This is a genomic window from Shewanella sp. BJSY2023SW005, from assembly GCF_047314585.1.
GTDB classification, from domain to species: Bacteria; Pseudomonadota; Gammaproteobacteria; order Enterobacterales; family Shewanellaceae; genus Shewanella; species Shewanella algae.
Map to the genome: position 1 here is coordinate 29,337 of NZ_JBKORJ010000063.1, position 20,111 is coordinate 49,447.

Genomic DNA, 20,111 nt, shown 5'->3' on the forward strand with positions numbered 1-20,111 from the left:
ATGACAGAAAACAAGCGATTGCGGCCTGTTATACCATATTTGCCAGAGGATGTTGTTCTCCAAAAGCTGAAAACTTGTAAAGGCTTGTTAAGGATGGAGCCTTGGTACGAATCCGGGACTGACTCACTGCTCCTTAAGCCAGACGCAGGAAATTATTGAGCAGTTCAAGCCCCTGTTGGGTCAGAATGGATTCAGGATGAAACTGCACGCCGTAGAGGCGTTTTTGTGCATGGCTGATGGCCATGATTTCCCGCCCGTGTACCGGGTCATCATACCAGGCATCCAGACTGAAGCCTTCGGGCACGCTGTCAATCAGCAGCGAGTGATAGCGGGTCACGGTCAAGGGGTTGGCCAGACCTTGAAACAGCCCGCGACCATTGTGACTGATTGCCGATGTCTTGCCATGCATCACCCGCTTGGCCCGAACCACCTTGGCACCGAATACCTGAGCCAGCGACTGGTGTCCAAGACAGACACCCAAGATAGGCAACTTACCGGCAAAATATTCGATGGCGGCCAGCGAGATCCCCGCCTGATCCGGGCTACAGGGCCCGGGAGAGATCACCAGATAATCCGGCGCCAGCTCGCGGATCTCATCGAGCCCAATCTCATCGTTGCGCTTGATAACAGGCTGCTGCCCCAACTGCTGAAAATACTGCACCAGATTGAAGGTAAAGGAATCATAGTTGTCGATCATCAGCAGCATATAACGGGAACCGATTGATTTAAGAGATAGGGCTTACAGTGCCGCAAACAAGATACCGCTGGAGATGTTCCATATTTTTTCAGGCGCCATCTTTTTGCGCACGCTATGTTACGTTTAACGCTGAGCTGGTTCAACCTGGGGATGAACAAGGATAGCTTTATTCGGTCAGCTATTGGCTCATTCAAACGACAAACTTATTGTATCCTGAATAATAGATGCCTTGGGCCGGTTCTCCTTGATGCCAGTTCAATCCTTACCCTCATACCTGAGTCTGTCAATAACCAACCTGAATGCCGAACTGATATTACGCCGCCCGGAATAACACAGGCAGTATCCTTCAAACGGCGGACACCAATCGGCCAACACCCGCCGAAGGGATCCATTCTCTATCTCTTCCGTCACTTCGGCTTCGGTAACAAAGGCAATGCCGTGCCCGGCCTTGGCCGCTTCAATACACACATCACTCTCACTGAAAATAAAGGGGCCGGATACATATTTGACTATCTCTTCGCCCTCTTTTTCAAACTCCCAGTCATAGACGGGTGCATGAGCATGAAACCTCAATACCAGGCAAGCATGTTCGTCCAAGTCATGGGGGTGCTTTGGCACGCCATGGCGTTTGAAGTATTCAGGGGTGGCCACGGCTGCCAATCGCACAGCGGGGCCAATTTTCACGGCAATCATGTCCGGGCCGATAAACTCCCGCAGCCTTACCCCGGCATCGAAACGTTCTTCGGTCAAATCCGTGAGGCGACTTTCCAGATTCAGCTCAATCTGCACTTCCGGGTAGTCACGCACTATCTGTGACAACTTGGGCCACAGCAGGGTTCGCAGCGCAGGTTTACTGGTAGCCAGTCTCACCAGCCCTCTAGGGGCATCACCCAATAGTCGCAACTCTTCAATTCTCGCATTGATCATCCCCAGCCCGGGCTTGAGGGCCGCCAACAATTTTTCACCTGCATCTGTGGTGGACACTTTACGGGAAGTACGATTGAGTAATTTGATACCAACCCCCTCTTCCAGGCGCCTTATTGCATGGCTGACCGCGGATTGAGACAGCTCGAGTCGGGTCGCCGCGCGAGTAAAACTGCGCTCTTCAGCGACCGCCATAAATAGAGTTAAATCACTCAATTCTTCCCGCTTCATATTATTCCCCAGCTTGGCCTTCAGCTCACCAAATCAATCAAATATTCACAAGAATACTTCGAAAACTGGGCCAATATAACCGAAAAACATCCGTTATTAATGAATTAAATTCATAGTTTCAATGAATTTAGAGCGCTTGTTACCACAGGCGTCCAGGCCTATTCTGCTGGTCATAAATTCATCCAACAACGGCTACCAGCGCCAGCTACTCCTGAGGGGAAATTCTCAATCTATGAGCCATTCAGTTACAGATCCGCTTCCAACCACTGAAGATACCGCCTGCTGGAGTGGTGTCTTTGCCATGTCGTTATGTGTCTTCGTCCTAATTGCGTCTGAATTTATGCCGGTCAGCCTGTTGACTCCTATAGCCTCATCCCTGCAGATAACCGAAGGAATGGCCGGCCAAGGGATAGCCATTTCCGGCATATTGGCCGTGGTGACCAGCTTACTTATCCCGGTACTGGCCGGTAAGGTAAACCGTAAAACACTGCTTCTGGGACTGACAGGGCTGATGGGGATTTCCGGCCTCATCATAGGTCTGTCCAATAGCTATGCCAGTTACTTGCTGGGCCGGGCACTGATCGGTGTCGTCATAGGTGGATTCTGGTCCATGTCGGCGGCTATTGCCATGCGCTTGGTACCGAGTGAACAAGTCCCCAAAGCGCTGGCCATCTTCAATGGCGGGAACGCCTTGGCGATGATTTTGGCAGCCCCTCTCGGCGCTTATCTGGGCTCACTGCTTGGTTGGCGTGGCGCCTTTCTCTGTTTATTGCCAATAGCTGTCATCACCCTGATTTGGCAATGGCTTAGCCTACCGTCCATGCCAGTTAGAGAGCGTTCAGCGAGGATCCGCGGCACTTTTGCGGTACTGGGCTTGTTACGCACTCCAGTAGTACTGGCCGGTATGCTGGCGATTGCCAGTTTGTTTATGGGGCAGTTTACCCTATTCACTTATGTTCGCCCGTTTCTGGAAAGCGTCACACAAGTGGCTGTAAAGCCATTATCCCTGATCCTGTTGCTCATAGGCCTGGCCGGGCTCATAGGTACCAGCCTTATCAATGGGGCTCTGAAACGACAATTTTATCTGACGCTGAAAATCATGCCCTTGTTGATGGCTGTCAGCGCACTCGGTTTGGCGTTCTTTGGCACTCAATTGATCTTGGTGATTGTGCTGTTACTCCTCTGGGGACTTATCGCCACTGCCGCCCCTGTGGGTTGGTGGGCCTGGGTGCCACGGACTATTCCGCAATCGGCCGAAACAGCCGGTGGCCTGATGGTCGCAGTCATTCAGCTCTCTATCGCCTTGGGTTCTACCTTGGGAGGTGTGTTATTCGACATTGGTGGCCACCAACTCTGTTTTGGTATCAGCGCCCTGCTGCTGTTGCTATCCACAGCTTTGGTCGGGGTAACGCAAGGCTACGAAACCCCGAAAAGCCAAAAGGATAGGGTCTGACGATGACATGGACAAAGCCTTTGACCAATACAGCCTGTTTAAAGATAACCAAGGTATTTATGTTTGTCCTGTCTTTCCTTGGAGGACAAATGTCTCTGGCTCAAGACCAGTTACCCACTCAGATTGAGGAGACAAAAATCATGCACAGCATAACTCTGTTACTGGGCGGCAAAACCCTGGTCGCGAGCCTGGAAGACAACTCTGCCAGCCGGGATTTTCTTGCCTTATTACCCCTTGAACTTGAACTGAGCGACTATGGCGCCAGTGAGAAAATAGCGGACTTACCCAAAAAGCTCTCCACCTTGGATGTCCCCAGCGGGCATTCGGCCAAGGTTGGCGACCTCACCTATTACGCCCCTTGGGGGAATCTGGCCATTTTCTATCGTGATCACGGCTACGCCCAAGGCTTGATCCCGCTAGGGCGGATAGACACTGGCAAAGAGCTGATGAAATTTTCAGGCAGGCAGAAAATTCGCATAGAAAAATCGGGGCTTATCGAAAGTAAACAGCTCAAGTCTCACTTTAACAAGGAGTAAAGCAATGAAACTCAACTTCATATTCACTTGCACATTATTGCTTATTTCGCTGCCAAATGTGGCTGCTCAGCCAAAGCAAAGTATCTCAGAAGCAGGTTCCCGGCCTTCAATTGCCGGGCCAGAGCAATTTTTCACTGGTGCAGCACGTATCGACCCACTGTTTCCTGCGACCGATGAAATCAATGCATCTGCAGCCTATGTCACCTTTGAGCCTGGTACCCGCACAGCCTGGCATATCCATCCCAAAGGCCAACAAATTATTGTGACTCAGGGCGTAGGCTACACACAGGAATGGGGCAAACCTCGACAACAGATAAAACCAGGCGATGTGATCTGGTGCCCTGCAGGCATAAAGCACTGGCATGGCGCAGCTCCCAAGACTGCGATGACACATCTTGTGGTCACGGGTCAAGACAATGAAGGCCGTAATGTCAGTTGGTTGGAAAAGGTCAGCGATGAACAGTATCTGGGACAGGATCAAGCAGACAAGACAGGGAAGCACCCATGAAACCCGGGATTAGTTATTGGCCGCTGATACTGTGTCTTTGCATCCCAATATTTCAGACTGCCGGACAAACACCCCATACGTTCCAATCGAGGACACCCACTATGACAGAACCAGAGCCTTTAACCTCAAGACAGCAAGCGATAGTACCTATTGCGGCTTTTGCCGCCGAAGGTAACTTGGCCAAGCTGGATACCGCCCTGGAACAGGGACTGGATGCCGGACTCACCATCAACGATACCAAGGAAATACTGGTACAGGTTTATGCCTACGCCGGCTTTCCCCGTAGCCTCAATGCGCTGGGAACTCTTATGTCAGTAGTAGAGACACGCAAGGCTCGCGGCGTGACAGATGAAATTGGCAAGTTGCCCAGTCATCCGCTCCCCAAAGGTGATGCGTTACTCTCAACGGGTACAGCCAACCAGACACAACTGGCTGGAGGCGTTGTCCAAGGCCCTCTGTTTGACTTTGCACCGGCCATTGATGAGTTTCTCAAGACCCATTTATTCGGTGATATTTTCAGCCGCGATAACCTGAGCTGGCATGACAGGGAAATCGCAACGCTGGCCATGTTGGCGGTTTTGCCTGGCGCTGAACCCCAACTTCAGGCCCACATAGCCATTGCCATGAATCTGGGACTAACACCTGAGCAACTCACATCTGTGATCACCGGCTTGAAGCAACTGGTGAATCAAGCCAGCGCCGAGCGCGCGCAAACCGCGCTGAACCAGCATCTGGAGCACCAGCCCTACAACCAAGAGTAACACCAGCATGAACAACCTAGACACAGCAAAATCCCCCTCTGAGACGCTCGATAATGGGCGTCGTGAACTATTGAAAATGACAGGAGCCGGTATCGCCATGACCATTGCAACCACCATCCCCACTCCGGCATTGGCCGAGTCTGAATTGAAGCTCAGTGACAGTTGGGACAAGACCTTCAGCAAGAGTGACAAGGTCGAACATCAAAAAGTCACCTTTAAAAATCGCTACGGCATCACCCTGGCCGCCGACTTCTACCTGCCAAAAGCAAGGCAGGGCAAGCTGGCCGCAATCGCAATAAGTGGCCCCTTCGGCGCGGTGAAAGAACAATCATCAGGCCTATACGCCCAAAAGATGGCCGAATACGGCTTTGCCACATTGGCGTTTGACCCCTCCTATACAGGTGAAAGTGGTGGAGAACCCAGGAACGTCGCATCCCCGGATATCAATACCGAAGATTTCAGTGCCGCCGTGGATTTTCTCGGCTTGCAAAGCCAGGTGGATCGCCAACGAATTGGCATTATCGGCATATGTGGCTGGGGAGGCATGGCACTGAACGCTGCCGCAGTGGATCAACGCATCAAGGCCGTGGTAACCAGCACCATGTATGACATGTCCCGGGTCATGTCCAAGGGCTACAACGACAGCATGACTCATGAGCAGCGCAAAGAAATTTTGTGCCAGTTGAGCCAACAGCGCTGGTTGGATGCCGAAAATGGCTCACCCGGCTATGGCCCTATCTCTCTGGAACTTAAGGGAGGTGAACCCCGGTTTGTGCAGGAATACGCCGATTACTACAAGACCTCGCGCGGTTTTCACCCAAGGGCCATCAACTCAAATGCTTCCTGGACCATCACCAACCCTATGTCATTTATGAATCAACCTCTGCTGACTCATATCGCCGAAATCTCTCCCAGGCCCATTTTGTTGATCCACGGTGAGAAGGCGCATTCCCGCTATTTCAGTGAAACAGCTTTCGCTGAAGCCGCCTCTCCCAAGGAGCTGCTGATTATCGAAGACGCCAACCATGTTGACCTCTATGACCAATTGGAGCGGATCCCCTTCGATAAGTTGAACGCATTCTTCGGTGAGTATTTATAACTTTCAAGCGGACAGAGGCTCTCCTCTGTCCAGCTTTCATCTTTAATGGAGTTTGTTGATGCACATTTTGTTAATCGGTGCCAATGGCCGTTCGGCGCAAGCCATCTTGCCGCGTTTGTTGGAGATAAAGGAAGTGCAACTGACGCTTTTTCTTCGAAGATCTGAACGACTGCAACACCTTTACAATGACAGAGTTCGGCTGGTTGAGGGGGATGCCAACAAAGTCGATGACCTGGTCTCGGCATTGCCCGGAATCGATCTGGTGATAAACACCATGGGTGGAATGGATCTGGACCGCAAGACCCGAAATCTGGTGCACGCCATGGAAAATGCTCAGGTGCAGCGCCTCGTTGCACTCAATGCCGGCGGTATCTATGAAGAACTTCCTGAACCCTTCAATAGCTGGGACAAGAGTATGGTGGGTTTCACCCGGCCTGTTAACCTCAGAAGTGCCAATGTTATCGAAGCTTCATCACTCGACTACACCATACTGCGCCCCGTCTGGTTAACCGATAAACCGATAGAAGAGTTTCAACTTACTCAAAAAGGCGAGTGCTTTCTGGGGACCGAAACTTCCCGCGCCAGCTTGGGTAGATTTATTGCCATTTTGGCCAAGAATCCTAACTTTTATAGCCGCTGTAATCTGGGAATAAGCCAAAGTGGCACAGAGGGGGAGATGCCTGCCGCTTACCGCTGAAAGACATTGGCCGTTCCGCCAAACTTCACAGGCAATCCGCTGTTACCTGTCGCCAAGACTGGTTCAACAACGGGGTTTGAATTAAGCTGATATTTCGAGTGGCTTATAAAAGTGCTTTGCCTATGCCCAATATGACCAGGTTGCTGAATTTTTTGCTGATGCTGGGGTGTGATAGATGCGCTATCAAGACCCGGGAGCGCAAAGTCATTCAGGTCAACTTGGGCGTACTGGTTTCCGTAACAACTATATTGCTGTTTATTTTGGGTTTTTACATCAGCGGTAACCAAGGCTTTATTCTTTCCGGCTTGAATCAGCTACCCTTTGTTGCCCTGCTGCCTCTGGTGTTACTGCTCAACTACAAGGGAAAGTTCTTTGCCGCCAGGTGGTGTTTAATGTTGCTGTTGATGGCCGATGCCGCCACAGCTTTAATGACGGCCCAAGGTACCAGTATCAAAATCCACAGCTATTACCTGCTGTTTGCCATCATGTTGGTTGTACTGTTTGAGATCCGTGAATGGCGTTCCATCCTGATCCTGATGTTAGCCAATCTGGGGTTGTTCAGCTTCTTTGAGCTGCACGGCTGGCCATCCCACCCTGATATCGCCCTGCTTTCTACACACACTCTGGCCATTTTAAAGGCCTTGGTGATCTGCTCATGTATTATCAGCTCCTGCGCCATACTATTGATCAGCGAAATGTATGCCGAGCGCGCCGAGCTGGTACTGCAACATCAGGCCGACACAGACACCTTGACCGGATTGCTTAACCGCCGCGCATTCATGCGCCAAGTCGCACTGCAAAGAGAGCAGCCGGGCTGCTGGGTACTTGCCCTGTTGGATCTGGATTTCTTCAAGAAGATAAACGATAACTTTGGCCATGATGCCGGCGATGTCGCCCTTATTCATGTCAGTAAGCTGCTCAAGAAAGCGCTCAAGCCTCAGGAGCGACTGGCCAGAATAGGCGGGGAAGAGTTTGCCTTGCTGCTGAGGCTGGATGAAACCGGGACTCAGGCCCTGCAGCAAAGAGGCGAGCAACTCCTTGAGTCCCTCAGACAACAAGGCCTGGAATATCAAAGCCATTACCTACAACTGACCGCTTCTGTTGGCCTGGCAACTCTCGATCCTGGAGATAGTGCAAGCGAGGCACTCAAACAGGCAGACAAGGCTCTGTATCAGGCCAAGATAAATGGTCGTAACCGAGTGGAGCTGGCCGGCACGGTATTGCAGCCGCTGAAAAGAAAAAGCCAGTCATAGTGACTGGCTTTTTGCAATGCTGTAGCTGAAGCGTCAACCCGGCTTTATTTAACCAAAGTCAGGTGGCCACGCCGTTTGGGCTTGTCTGCTGTAGGTTCAGTTTCGGCTTCAGTCCGTGGCTGTTCAACCTCTTCAACCACATTCAGCAGTGATTCTTCACCATCTTCAAGCAGATAGGCGTCTTCCATATCGAATACTGTGCCGGCACCATTTTCACGGGCATAGATGGCAACAATAGAAGCCATAGGCAGCAGCACTTGCTGTGGCACACCACCGAAACGAGCATTGAACTCGACAAACTCGTTGCCGAGCTGCAGGCCACCGACAGCACTGCCGGCGACATTCAATACTATTTGACCATCCTTAACATACTGCAGCGGTACCTGAATATCTGGCACTGTGGCATCCACTACCAGATGTGGGGTCAGCTGATTATCCATCAGCCATTCATAGTAAGCTCTAAGCAGATATGGACGACTTGGGGTCAAATCTTTCATCAGATACCCATGCGCATTTCGCGCTCGGCTTCGGTCAGAGAGGCCTTAAAGGACTCACGCTCGAAAATACGGTTCATATAGGCTTTGATGTCTTTACCCGCGCGGTTATCCAGTTCGATACCCAGCACTGGCAGACGCCACAACAAGGGGCCAAGATAACAGTCAGCCAAACCGAACTCTTCACTCATGAAGTAAGGCATTTCGGCAAACACAGGCGCGATAGACAGCAGGCTTTCCTGCAACTCTTTACGGGCCGCATCGGCGCGGTCACCCTTACGGATACGGTCGACCAGACAATACCAGTCTGTATCGATGCGATGCATCATCAGACGGCTTTGACCACGGGAAACTGGGTAAACGGGCATCAGCGGCGGGTGCGGGAAGCGCTCGTCCAGATACTCCATGATAATACGGCTTTCGTACAACACCAGTTCACGGTCTACCAGTGTAGGCACTGAGTTGTAAGGGTTGAGTTCCAGCAGATCCTCTGGCATATCATTGGGATCCACCTGCAACACATCAACAGTTACCCCTTTTTCAGCCAATACGATGCGAACCTGATGGCTATAGAGATCATCGGCACCTGAGAACAGGGTCATGATAGAGCGTTTATTGGCAGCAACAGCCATTGATACCCTCCGGAATTGAAAAAAACAAATGTAAACGAGGGGCAATGCCCCCCGTTTACATTATGCGGATAATATATTCTACCCCTTTCTAAGGGTTAGTGTACATCCTTCCAATATTCTTTCTTGAGCAGGTATGCGATCACGAAGAATATGAACAGGAAGCCGAGTACCCATTTACCCAGGTTTTCGCGCTCCAGTTTAACCGGCTCAGCCGAGTAAACCAGAAAACCGGTAAGGTCGCGAACAACCTGATCGTACTCTTCCGCAGACAGACTGCCACCGCTGACGGTGATGCTGCCATCTTCCTGCTTAACCGGCATACCTTGCAGGCCTTCCAGCACATGCGGCATACCGACTGACGGGAACACAGTGTTGTTCACGCCGAAAGGACGACTTGGGTCTTTGTAGAACCCTTTGAGGTAGGAATATACCCAATCTTCACCACGGACACGGGCTACCAGAGTCAGGTCCGGTGGCGCAGCACCGAACCACTTGGCCGCATCTTTGGTTTCAATCGAGTTTTCCATCAGCTCGCCGATCTTGGCATCTGTGTGGATCAGCTTGCGCATCTCATCGACAGGAATATCCAGATCTTCGGCGACACGTTGGTAACGTTGATATTGAGTGCTGTGACAACCGGCGCAGTTGTTTTGAAACAGCTCCACACCACGACGCAGCGACTCTTTATCGGTCAGATCAATATTGGCATCTTCCAGGTGCACATTGTGACCACTGGCGGCAGACACCATACCAGGCACAAAGGCAACCAAAGCAATCAATAACTTTTTCATTTGAATGTCACCCTTTCTGGTACTGGCTTGGTCTTTTCACTCTTGCTGTAGATGAACAACAGCAGGAAGAAACCGAAGTAAGTGAAAGTAAAGATTCGGGCAACAATGGTCAGCGTTGGTGTCGCAGGTACCGCCCCCAGGTACCCCAGGACGATAAAGGACACAGCAAACTGAGCAATGTTCAGCTTGTGAATCATGCTGCGGTAGCGAACCGACTTGACCTTACAGCGATCCAGCCATGGCAGAACAAAGAGTACGGCAATCGCCAGACCCATCATAACTACACCACCCAGCTTGTCCGGTACGGCCCGCAAGATGGCGTAGAACGGAGTGAAGTACCATACAGGCGCGATATGCTCAGGCGTCTTCATTGGGTTAGCAGCTTCGAAGTTAGGCTTCTCGAGGAAGTAACCACCACCTTCAGGCATAAAGAACAGCACGTAACAGAAGACAATCAGGAAGCCGGCAACGCCCATGATATCTTTTACGGTGAAGTAAGGATGGAATGGGATGCCATCGACAGGCCAGCCATTTTCATCTTTGTTCTTCTTGATTTCGATACCATCCGGGTTGTTGGAACCCACTTCATGCAGCGCAATCAGGTGCAGGAATACCAGTACCACAAGTACCAGAGGCAACGCGATAACGTGCAGAGCGAAGAAGCGGTTCAGGGTTGCACCTGAGATCACATAGTCACCGCGGATCCACAGGGTCAAGTCATCACCGATAACCGGAATAGCACCGAACAGTGAGATAATTACCTGAGCGCCCCAGTAGGACATCTGGCCCCATGGCAGCAGATAACCCATAAAGGCTTCGGCCATCAGCACCAGGAAGATCAACATACCGAACAGCCACAGCAGTTCACGAGGCTTCTGGTAAGAACCGTAGAGCAGACCACGGAACATATGCAGGTAAACCACCACAAAGAAGGCCGAAGCCCCGGTGGAGTGCATGTAACGCAGCAACCAGCCGTACTCGACATCACGCATGATGTATTCGATGGAGGCAAATGCGCCTTCGGCGGTAGGCACATAGTTCATGGTCAGCCAGATACCGGTCAACAGCTGGTTTACCAGAACCAACAGTGCCAGAGAGCCGAAGAAATACCAGAAGTTAAAATTCTTTGGGGTGGCGTACTGACCAACATGGCGGTTATAAGTTGCCGTCATAGGGATACGCGCATCGATCCAGTCAATTATATTCTTAACCATTATGCAGCTCCCTGGTCTACGCCGATGAGCACGTTACCATCATCAATGTATTGATGTGGAGGAATCACCAGGTTCAGTGGAGCTGGTACGCCCTGGAAGACGCGACCGGCCATATCGAACTTGGAACCGTGACATGGACAGAAGAAACCTGAAGTCACACCTTCAACCTGCTCTGAGAAAGAGTCTGGCAGGTAAGTAGGTGAACAACCCAGGTGAGTACAAATACCTACGGCAATAAAGTACTCAGGCTTAATCGAACGTACGCCATTTTGGGCGTAATCAGGCTGCTGTAATTCGTCAGAAGCCGGGTCCCGCAGTCTGTCATCGTGGGTTGGGAGCTCGTTAAGAACTTCCTCTGTACGGCGGACAATCCATACGGGTTTGCCACGCCATTCCACACGGATCAGCTGACCTGGTTCTAGCTTACTGATATTTACTTCTACCGGCGCGCCTGCAGCTTTCGCTTTGGCACTCGGATTCCATGACTTTATAAAGGGAACCGCTACAGCGACGGCACCAGCACCGCCCACTACGGCGGTTGCAGCTGTCAGGAATCTGCGACGTCCGGTATCGACTGGCGCATTGCTCATCCACTTATCTCCCAGAGGGTGTTGGAATTTTTGTTTTTCAAGACTTTAGGCCTCTTAGTTCTCACTAAAGGGAAAAGTCGAATTTTGAGGCGGGGCTCATTATAGCGAAAAATTAGAAGCAGATCATAGTCAAAAGACACAAGTTGGTTAGGGAGATTACAGTTTTTTAGCAGATAGGGTTAAAAAAACAGCAGATTTAGGCTGCAAAATCTGAGCATCTCGATAGTAATTTAACCATAGCTAAAACATAACCAATTGACTATTAAAAGTATATTTTGGCTTTACACATTAATGCCAATAATTCTGTGACTTTCGCATCAAGCCGAGAAAAAGATAAAAAAAGACCCGGAACCAGTCCGGGTCTTTCAAGCAGTGCAATTACTTGCCTTTTTGCTTCATGTATTTGAAGAATTCGCTGTCCGGCTCCAACACCATAACATCAGACTTCCCAGCGAAGCTGGCCTTGTAGGCCTCCAGGCTACGCAGGAAACTGAAGAATTCAGGATCCTTGGTATAAGCATCGGCGTAAATCTTGGCAGCAATGGCGTCGCCTTCACCGCGGATGTTCTCTGCATCGCGACGGGCATTGGCCAGAGTCACAACCACGTCGGCATCGGTCAGTGCACGGATTTTCTCAGCCGCTTCCTTACCTTCTGCCCTGTGTTTCTTGGCTACCGCCTGACGCTCGGCACGCATCCGCTGGAAGATACTGTGGCTAACGTTGGATGGCAGATTGATCTGCTTCACCCTGACATCGACCACTTCTATACCCAGACCTTCAGCACTCTTGGCAGCATTTTCCAGGGTGATACGCATCAGGTCATCACGACTGCTGCTCTCAGACAAGTTTGTGCTGCCTTCACTGGTACCGGAAACAATCTGTTTAATGGTCAGCTTACCGAACTCGGTACGCAGGTCACTGTTAATCTTACGCTGCAACAGTGACTCGGCCTTGGACTTGTTGCCACCATCTGTAGCCAGATAGTACTTTTCAAAGTCTTTGATCCGCCATTTGACATAAGAGTCGACCATTAGGTCTTTCTTCTCAGAGGTCACAAAGCGGTCGGCGGCGCCATCCAGAGTCTGGATACGGGCATCCATATAGCGGACTTTGTCGATCAACGGGATCTTAACGTTGAGACCCGGGCCATAGACTCGGGGCACCATTTTACCGTCGACCTTGTCTTTCAACACTTCACCAAAGCGGGAAACAATAGCGCGCTCCCCTTCGTTGACGACCATCAGCGAAGACACACCAACGACCGCCAGCAGGGCAATAATAATGAGTACGAATCTGCTCATGGTTTACTCCCTTCCCTGACGCATGCGCTCTTCGCGGGACATGCGTCCGTTGAAACTGCTGCTGTTAGTGTTTCTTTGACTACTGACGGCATCCACTTGCTGCTCAGGTTCCTGTTCAGTTTTGGGTTTAGGCTTGCCTTCCTGAGACATCAGCTTATCCAGTGGCAGATACATCAAATTGCCATTATTTTTGGCATCTATCAGTACCTTATTGGTATCACTGAACACCTGCTGCATCGCATCGATATAGAGGCGATCGCGAGTCACTTCAGGGGCCTGCTTATACTCGGGCAACAGCTTGTTGAACTTGGCCACTGCGCCTTCAGCATCCTGGATAACACGTTCTTTGTATGCACGGGCGTCCTGCTTGATACGCTCCACCTGACCACGAGCCTTGGGCTCAATTTCCAGCTGATAAGCTTCGGCCTGACGGATATAAGTGTGCTCATCTTCCTGCGCTGAAATCGCGTCATCGAAGGCGTCTTTCACCTCTTCAGGCGGTCTGGCCGGCAGGAAGTTAACGTCTTCAATCTGCAGTCCCAGGTTGTAAGGCGCGATAATACGTTCAATCTCGGCACGGGTGTCGTCACGAACCTTGGCACGCCCTGTGGTCAAAATGTCATTCATTTTTGAATGACCTATGACATAACGCAGCGCACTGTCGGTAGCTTCACGCAGGCTCGAGTTGGCATCAACGGCACTGAACAGATACTGGTAGGCATCTTTCACCTTGTACTGCACATCGAGTTCAACCACGACCATGTTTTCATCGGCTGTCAGCATGCTGCCGGAAGCAGGAATAGAGCGAACCGTTGAGACATCTACCGGTAAAACCGAATCGACAAAAGTGGCTTTCCAGTGCAGGCCTGGACCAACTTCGCCGACATGTTCACCGAAACGCAGCACGACACCCTGCTCCGCTTCCTTGATAGTGTAGAAACCGGAAAAAACCCATACTGCCAGGGCAATACCTGCAACTATGGCCAGAGTCCCCATGCTGAAGCCAGAACCACCGTTGCCCTTGCCGCCAAAGCGTTTGGTCAGATTGCGAAATACATCGTCCAGATCCGGTGGCCCCTTGTCGTTGCCACCTTTGTTTCCCCAAGGATCATTACCCTTGTTACCGGGCTCGTTCCAAGCCATTTAACTCTCCATAAGTGGATGAATAAACGAGATTATTAACAAACTACTTTATCAATCTCGGGTTCGAGGATAAAGGTTTCCAACTCACCTTGACTCTGTTTAACCAGCCGATGCCAGTCCGGCTGTGGTAAACGAATAGACAAGATACAGTTCCCCAGGTCGTCATACTCTTTCTGCTGTATCGCATCCAGTCGATAAAACTGGCCAAGATAATGTCCGGCCATTGCCGGTATTCTCAAGCTAAGCTCAACTATAGTGGCAGCGGTCAGTTGATCCACCGCCTGCTTGAGAAGGTCCAGTCCCAACCCTTTTTGGGCCGAAATCCATACTCTGTATGGCCGGCCTTCGGGGTCGAAATCTATTTTTGGGCCTATCTCTTCCAGCAGATCTATCTTGTTGCAGACCAGAAGCTGCGGAATTTCATCGGCCTCAATCTCTTTGAGCACTTCTTGCACCTGCTCAAAGTTGTCATTCATATTGTCGTCGGCGCAGTCCACCACGTGCAGCAGGAGGTCAGCCTGGCGGGTTTCCTGTAATGTCGCCTTGAACGCCGCCACCAACTCATGGGGCAAATGACGAATAAACCCCACAGTGTCGGCTAAAAATACGGCGCCGTTGTCCAACTCCAGCTTACGCAGCGTCGGATCCAGGGTCGCAAACAACTGATCGGCGGCATAGACCTCCGATGTTGTCAAAGCGTTGAATAGAGTGGACTTTCCGGCGTTGGTATAACCGACCAGTGACACAGTAGCCAAGTCGCTTCGCTGTCTGGCCCGGCGACTTTGTTCCCGCTGTTTGTCCACTTTTTCCAAACGACGATTGATGGACTTGATCCGCCCCCGCAGCAATCGCCGGTCAGTTTCCAGCTGGGTTTCCCCGGGGCCGCGCAAACCTATCCCGCCCTTTTGACGTTCAAGGTGAGTCCAGCCCCGTACCAGGCGAGTCGACATGTGGCGCAACTGCGCTAGCTCCACCTGCAACTTACCCTCATGGGTACGGGCCCGCTGAGCAAAGATATCGAGGATAAGCGTGGTTCTGTCCAACACCCGGCATTGACACAGGATTTCAAGATTTCTTTCCTGTGCAGGACTCAATGCGTGGTTGAAGATCACCACATTTGCCTCGGTCGCAGCTACCAAAGCTGCCAGTTCTTCCGCCTTTCCCGTCCCCAAGAAAAACTTGCGGTCAGGTGCCCGGCGGCTTCCTGTTATCACCCCTACCGAACGTGCTCCAGCCGAATCGACCAAGAGTTGCAATTCGAGAAGGTCTTCCCGACTGTCTTCGTCGGAAAAGTCGATATGAACAAGTACTGCAGTTTCTCCCGCCTCATAGCGATCAAACAAGAAGTGAACTCCTTAACTTATTACTGTTCGCTGCTATCATCATGCTGCGAGTTATAGCCCTGCTGGCCGCCGCCCTGGTGATTGCTCACGTTGAATGGACGAGAAGGCACAACAGTTGAAATGGCATGCTTGTATACCATCTGGCTAACCGTGTTTTTCAGCAAGATAACGAACTGGTCAAAAGATTCCACCTGTCCCTGCAACTTGATACCGTTGACCAGGTAGATGGAAACAGGAACGCGCTCACGGCGTAGTGCGTTCAGAAATGGGTCTTGTAAAGATTGCCCCTTAGCCATGTTTTTATTTCCTTTTTTTAATTTATATAAAATCTAACAAAAAGCTTTCTTGTTCGGTTTGAGTATTATACAGCAAGGGCTATTAAGCTAGCGGCAGTGGCGTATAAGCTGAACTATATTCCCTTGCGCCCCGCTCTCCAGCCAATTCAACTCTGGCCATCCTCGCAACCATGTTAATTGACGCTTTGCCAATTGCCTAGTAGCAGCGACGGCTTTTTCGACCATAGTATCATGGTCAAATTCACCCTCCAGATATTGCCAACACTGACGATATCCAACACATCGCATAGAGGGCATATCCAGGTGCAGATCGCCCCTTTGCTTCAGCTTGGCCACTTCGTCTGTGAATCCGGCCTGCAGCATCTGCATAAATCTTGTCTCAATCAGCCCATGCAGCGTCTTGCGCTCCTGTGGCGCAATGGCAAACTGCACCACATCATAGGGAAGCTCTGGAGATTTGGATTGAGTCAGCTCAGTTAAACTCTTACCGCTGATACGATATACCTCCAGTGCCCGAGCCAGTCGCTGTGGGTCATTGGGATGAATGCGTGCGGCCGAAACCGGGTCAATCCGCGCCAACTCCTGATGCAGCATTTGCCAGCCTTGCTGCTCGGCTTCCTGCTGTATCTGAGCCCTTATCCCCTCATCGGCACTGGGAAGTGGCGATAAGCCTTCCAATAATGCTTTAAAATACAACATGGTACCACCCACCAAAAGCGGGGTTTTTCCCATGCTGATTATCTGCTCAATCTCCCGCAGACAATCGCTGCGAAAATCGGCAGCTGAATAACTTTCGCGGGGATCGCGGATATCTATCAGCCTGTGCGGCCCGCGAGCCAGCTCTTCCGCGCTGGGCTTAGCCGTGCCTATATCCATTTCCCGATAGATAAGTGCCGAATCTACCGAGATGATCTCGCAGTTGTGATGTTCGGCGAGTTCCAGCGCCAACGCTGTTTTTCCTGAGGCAGTGGGCCCCATCAATGTCAGCACTCTTGGCTGTTTCGCCTTACTCACTGCCTTCTTCTTCCAACCATTGCTGCCAGGGCAATACCTTGGCCAGCTGTAAAATTTCTTGTCGAGCTTGCTCGTCCAATGCAGAGATCCCCTGCCATATCAATGGTGCCGAAACAAAGCTACTTAAGCTGCTCTGCGCCAGCCAATTAGCCAAGGCCGCTTCCTGGGGCTGCTCAAATCTGAGCCATTGCAGCAGCTCAGGGATCAAACTCGCCAGCTGCGTGTCCCTCAGATATGGGGGCACTTTTTTGATTATCAACTGCGAATGACGAATACTGAGATCCAGCCCTAGCTGCCTCAGCAAAGTAGCCCTTTCACCCAGTAATACCGGCCATTCAGGGTCGGCATCCACAGCAACCGGCATCAACAGGGGCTGACCGGTCAACCCGGTAGGGAGGCGAGCGATAATCTCAATATATCTCAATCGCTTGGCAGCAGCTTTCACCTTGAGCAGTTTAATTTGCTCATCTTCGACCAACACCCAATGCTCGCCATCCAACAGAGGTGGCATGACGGTCATCTTAGCTTCTGGGCTTGCTTCATTGACCACGCCAGGCGTCGACAATAAGGCGCCATAACTGCTGATGGCCGACTTGGACGGGGCAGCGGCTCCCTGACGGGGATTGCCCCCAGAATATGAACCCGATGCCTTACCGCCTAAAGGGGCGCTGTCGCTATATTGGCTTTGATATCCAGCGCTGCCGCCGCTTGAGTCGGGCTCGCGAAAACGTGGCTCGGCACGGCTGTCATCTGTCGCCCCACCTTGGGTGAAGCTTGTGCCAGCGGCGTCTGAACGCGCATCAATGGGCGCAGCATAATCTGTTTGGCTTAAATGCGGATTAACGTCATCGACCGGCAGTTGCTGCGCTTGCTGCAGGGCAGAGCTCAAGGCCTGCTGAATATAATCGTGCACATATCTGGCCTGATGAAAACGCACCTCATGCTTGGCCGGGTGCACATTGACATCTACCTGATGGGGATCCAGCTCCAGCATCAGCACATAGCCGGGTTGTTCCAACTCGGCCAAACCGGCAAAGGCCTGCCTAACCGCATGGTTCACCAAACGGTCTCTGACCAGACGGCCATTGACATAAAAATAGTGAGTATCACAAGGCTCAACTTGCCAGGGCGACTGCAGGTAGCCACTGAGGCGCATGTCGTCATGCTGACATTCCACCTTCAACGCCTGCTCGGCAAACGGCCGACCACAAACCTGAGCCAGACGCTGCAGATATTGGGCTTCATTCTCTGCCGGACGATAGTTGCGCACCTGTTTGCCATTGTGTTTCAAAGTCAGGTGGATTTCCGGCCTAGCCAGTGCAATCCTTTTCAGCCACTCATCGATATGGGTGAATTCTGTCTTGTCACTCTTGAGGAAACGTCTGCGCGCCGGGGTATTGAAGAAGAGATCGACCACTTCAATACTGGTACCCACTGGATGAGCCGCAGGCAGTATCTTGACCCCCATATCCGCGCCTTCGGCGTAAGCAAGCCAGGCCTCGGATTGTTCGGCCGTGCGAGATGTCAGGGTCAGGCGGGACACCGAACTGATACTGGCCAGCGCCTCGCCTCGAAAGCCAAAGCTGAGAATGGCTTCGAGATCGTCCAGTGTATGCACCTTGGAAGTGGCGTGACGGGACAGCGCCAGTGCCAGTTCCTCCTTGGCGATACCGCCGCCATTGTCCTGAATTCGAATAAGCTTGGCACCGCCCTTATCGATTTCAATATCGACTCGGGTTGCACCGGCATCCAGGCTGTTTTCCACCAGCTCCTTAACAACGGAGGCCGGCCTCTCTACCACTTCGCCCGCCGCAATCTGGTTGGCCAGTTGTGGGGGTAATATCTGAATTGCCATTTCTTCCTCAGGCTCTGGGGATAACCAGTTGCTGACCTATACGCACTACATCCGATTTCAGGTTATTGGCTTTCTTGATATCGGCCACCGACACTTCATAACGATTGGCGATTACCGACAGAGATTCACCTCTGACAACCTTGTGTTTAATCACGCCCTGTTTGGCCAGCATGGTACCGGCTGGCGGATTGGCTTCAAAATACTTGAGCACGCCTTTATGAATCGCCTTGGCCAGCTTGTCCTGATGGTTGGCATTACTGAGCAACTTCTCTTCCTGAGGGTTGGAGATAAAACCAGTCTCCACCAGAATGGACGGGATATCCGGCGACTTGAGTACCGCCAGGCTCGCCGACTCGGGCTTGTGCTTGTGCAGTTTGGTCACCTTACCCAAACCAGAAAGTATGTCGCTGGCCACTGTGTGACTCATCGCCATGGATCTATCCATCGACATATCCAGCAAGGTCATCGCCAGATACTGTTCATTATCGGTATTTTGAATAATCTCACCGGCACCGCCGAGCAGCTCTGAATGTTTCTCTTTCTGCTCCAGCCAGCGGCCGATCTCGGTATTGGCTCTGCGCATGGAGAGCACCCACACAGAGGCGCCCCTGGGCTGAGGTGAAGTAAAGGCATCGGCGTGGATTGAGATCAGCAGATCGGCCTTACTCTGTCGCGCCAGTTCCGAGCGACGGTTCAGGTTAACAAAGTAGTCACCGGTGCGAATCATCACGGCTTTAAGCCCGGGAGTCGCGTTGATTTTCTGCTCGACTCGCTTGGCAATCGCCAGTGATACCTTTTTCTCGTACAAACCGGAAGGCCCGATAGAGCCAGGGTCATCACCGCCATGACCGGCATCAATGGCAATAATCACATCCCGCACCGCCTCAGTGGCTGTCGGGGTTACCCTGGCTTTGGCCGAAGTGCTCTTGTCATCGAGATCCACCACCAAACGGTTGCCGTATGGGGCAGTTGGCGGCAGGGAGAACAGATTGGCCTTAGCGGCCCGCTTGAGATCTATGACCACCCGCAAGGTGCCTTTCTCCGGCGGCTGGCTCAAACGCACCCTTTTGACCAAGGGGCTGTTGTTTTCAACTTTTTCCAGCTTGACGCCATTGGTGCTCTTTTTCAGATCCACCACAAGTCTGTCAGGGTTGCTCAGTGTGAAATAGCTGTAATCAGGCGCCTGGCTTAAGTCAAATACCACCCGGGTAGACTCGGGCGCCGCCCAAATACGCACACCGTCGAGTTTATTGGCTGCCCAAGTTGGCGCCGCCATTA

Annotated in this window: 21 protein-coding genes; 7 read left to right on the forward strand and 14 right to left on the reverse strand. The window is 51.7% G+C overall.

Going from position 1 to position 20,111, the window contains the following annotated elements; genetic code table 11:
• Positions 1 to 133: 133 nt before the first annotated feature.
• The gene (locus ACMHXI_RS19915) at positions 134 to 706 is read right to left on the reverse strand and encodes an aminodeoxychorismate/anthranilate synthase component II (protein WP_025889168.1); all 573 of its coding nucleotides are present in this window, start codon (positions 704 to 706) and stop codon (positions 134 to 136) included.
• A 246-nt stretch (positions 707 to 952) separates the two neighbouring features.
• Positions 953 to 1,852: a LysR family transcriptional regulator gene (locus ACMHXI_RS19920; protein ID WP_101059278.1), complete on the reverse strand. Its 900-nt coding sequence runs from the start codon at positions 1,850 to 1,852 to the stop codon at positions 953 to 955.
• Between the two features lie 232 nt (positions 1,853 to 2,084).
• Here ACMHXI_RS19920 and ACMHXI_RS19925 point away from each other — a divergent pair, with 232 nt between their 5' ends.
• From ACMHXI_RS19925 to ACMHXI_RS19955, 7 genes are all read left to right on the forward strand, one after another.
• Positions 2,085 to 3,305, forward strand: a complete 1,221-nt coding sequence (locus tag ACMHXI_RS19925; RefSeq protein WP_101059277.1) for an MFS transporter — start codon at positions 2,085 to 2,087, stop codon at positions 3,303 to 3,305.
• 140 nt (positions 3,306 to 3,445) lie between these two features.
• Positions 3,446 to 3,841: a cyclophilin-like fold protein gene (locus tag ACMHXI_RS19930; protein WP_044735640.1), complete on the forward strand. Its 396-nt coding sequence runs from the start codon at positions 3,446 to 3,448 to the stop codon at positions 3,839 to 3,841.
• A gap of 4 nt (positions 3,842 to 3,845) precedes the next feature.
• The gene (locus tag ACMHXI_RS19935) at positions 3,846 to 4,349 is read left to right on the forward strand and encodes a cupin domain-containing protein (RefSeq protein ID WP_101059276.1); all 504 of its coding nucleotides are present in this window, start codon (positions 3,846 to 3,848) and stop codon (positions 4,347 to 4,349) included.
• Between the two features lie 101 nt (positions 4,350 to 4,450).
• Complete coding sequence (locus tag ACMHXI_RS19940) at positions 4,451 to 5,110, forward strand: carboxymuconolactone decarboxylase family protein (RefSeq protein ID WP_071239094.1); 660 nt, start codon at positions 4,451 to 4,453, stop codon at positions 5,108 to 5,110.
• A 7-nt stretch (positions 5,111 to 5,117) separates the two neighbouring features.
• Complete coding sequence (locus ACMHXI_RS19945) at positions 5,118 to 6,209, forward strand: alpha/beta hydrolase (RefSeq protein WP_413735925.1); 1,092 nt, start codon at positions 5,118 to 5,120, stop codon at positions 6,207 to 6,209.
• A gap of 58 nt (positions 6,210 to 6,267) precedes the next feature.
• Positions 6,268 to 6,906 (forward strand): NAD(P)H-binding protein, encoded by a 639-nt coding sequence (locus ACMHXI_RS19950; protein ID WP_208146259.1) that lies wholly within the window; start codon positions 6,268 to 6,270, stop codon positions 6,904 to 6,906.
• A 122-nt stretch (positions 6,907 to 7,028) separates the two neighbouring features.
• The gene (locus ACMHXI_RS19955; RefSeq protein WP_052657931.1) at positions 7,029 to 8,159 is read left to right on the forward strand and encodes a GGDEF domain-containing protein; all 1,131 of its coding nucleotides are present in this window, start codon (positions 7,029 to 7,031) and stop codon (positions 8,157 to 8,159) included.
• 44 nt (positions 8,160 to 8,203) lie between these two features.
• Here the strand turns inward: ACMHXI_RS19955 and ACMHXI_RS19960 are convergent, their stop codons facing one another.
• The 12 genes from ACMHXI_RS19960 to ACMHXI_RS20015 all read right to left on the reverse strand — a co-directional run bounded on the left by ACMHXI_RS19960 (position 8,204) and on the right by ACMHXI_RS20015 (position 20,109).
• On the reverse strand, positions 8,204 to 8,656 hold the full coding sequence (locus ACMHXI_RS19960; protein WP_045283150.1) for a ClpXP protease specificity-enhancing factor: 453 nt from the start codon (positions 8,654 to 8,656) through the stop codon (positions 8,204 to 8,206).
• Positions 8,656 to 9,285 (reverse strand): stringent starvation protein SspA, encoded by a 630-nt coding sequence (sspA, locus tag ACMHXI_RS19965; RefSeq protein ID WP_025011321.1) that lies wholly within the window; start codon positions 9,283 to 9,285, stop codon positions 8,656 to 8,658. Before sspA ends, ACMHXI_RS19960 begins: the two co-directional genes overlap by 1 nt.
• A 95-nt stretch (positions 9,286 to 9,380) precedes the next feature.
• Positions 9,381 to 10,076 (reverse strand): cytochrome c1, encoded by a 696-nt coding sequence (locus ACMHXI_RS19970; protein ID WP_025011322.1) that lies wholly within the window; start codon positions 10,074 to 10,076, stop codon positions 9,381 to 9,383.
• Positions 10,073 to 11,290, reverse strand: coding sequence for a cytochrome b (locus ACMHXI_RS19975; RefSeq protein WP_025011323.1), 1,218 nt, complete (start codon positions 11,288 to 11,290; stop codon positions 10,073 to 10,075). Before ACMHXI_RS19975 ends, ACMHXI_RS19970 begins: the two co-directional genes overlap by 4 nt.
• Entirely contained in the window at positions 11,290 to 11,880 is a 591-nt protein-coding gene (gene petA / locus ACMHXI_RS19980) for a ubiquinol-cytochrome c reductase iron-sulfur subunit (protein WP_025011324.1), read from the reverse strand. Before petA ends, ACMHXI_RS19975 begins: the two co-directional genes overlap by 1 nt.
• Positions 11,881 to 12,258: 378 nt before the next feature.
• Entirely contained in the window at positions 12,259 to 13,182 is a 924-nt protein-coding gene (gene hflC, locus ACMHXI_RS19985) for a protease modulator HflC (RefSeq protein WP_071239096.1), read from the reverse strand.
• A gap of 3 nt (positions 13,183 to 13,185) precedes the next feature.
• Complete coding sequence (gene hflK / locus ACMHXI_RS19990; protein WP_413735929.1) at positions 13,186 to 14,325, reverse strand: FtsH protease activity modulator HflK; 1,140 nt, start codon at positions 14,323 to 14,325, stop codon at positions 13,186 to 13,188.
• Between the two features lie 35 nt (positions 14,326 to 14,360).
• The gene (gene hflX, locus ACMHXI_RS19995) at positions 14,361 to 15,668 is read right to left on the reverse strand and encodes a ribosome rescue GTPase HflX (RefSeq protein ID WP_028779698.1); all 1,308 of its coding nucleotides are present in this window, start codon (positions 15,666 to 15,668) and stop codon (positions 14,361 to 14,363) included.
• Positions 15,669 to 15,688: 20 nt separating this feature from the next.
• Positions 15,689 to 15,964 (reverse strand): RNA chaperone Hfq, encoded by a 276-nt coding sequence (gene hfq, locus ACMHXI_RS20000; RefSeq protein WP_025011327.1) that lies wholly within the window; start codon positions 15,962 to 15,964, stop codon positions 15,689 to 15,691.
• Between the two features lie 87 nt (positions 15,965 to 16,051).
• Positions 16,052 to 16,978: a tRNA (adenosine(37)-N6)-dimethylallyltransferase MiaA gene (miaA, locus tag ACMHXI_RS20005; RefSeq protein WP_208125485.1), complete on the reverse strand. Its 927-nt coding sequence runs from the start codon at positions 16,976 to 16,978 to the stop codon at positions 16,052 to 16,054.
• The gene (gene mutL / locus ACMHXI_RS20010; RefSeq protein WP_304716030.1) at positions 16,971 to 18,833 is read right to left on the reverse strand and encodes a DNA mismatch repair endonuclease MutL; all 1,863 of its coding nucleotides are present in this window, start codon (positions 18,831 to 18,833) and stop codon (positions 16,971 to 16,973) included. The genes miaA and mutL overlap by 8 nt, the downstream gene beginning before the upstream one ends.
• 7 nt (positions 18,834 to 18,840) lie before the next feature.
• The gene (locus ACMHXI_RS20015; protein WP_025889150.1) at positions 18,841 to 20,109 is read right to left on the reverse strand and encodes an N-acetylmuramoyl-L-alanine amidase; all 1,269 of its coding nucleotides are present in this window, start codon (positions 20,107 to 20,109) and stop codon (positions 18,841 to 18,843) included.
• Positions 20,110 to 20,111 lie beyond the last annotated feature (2 nt).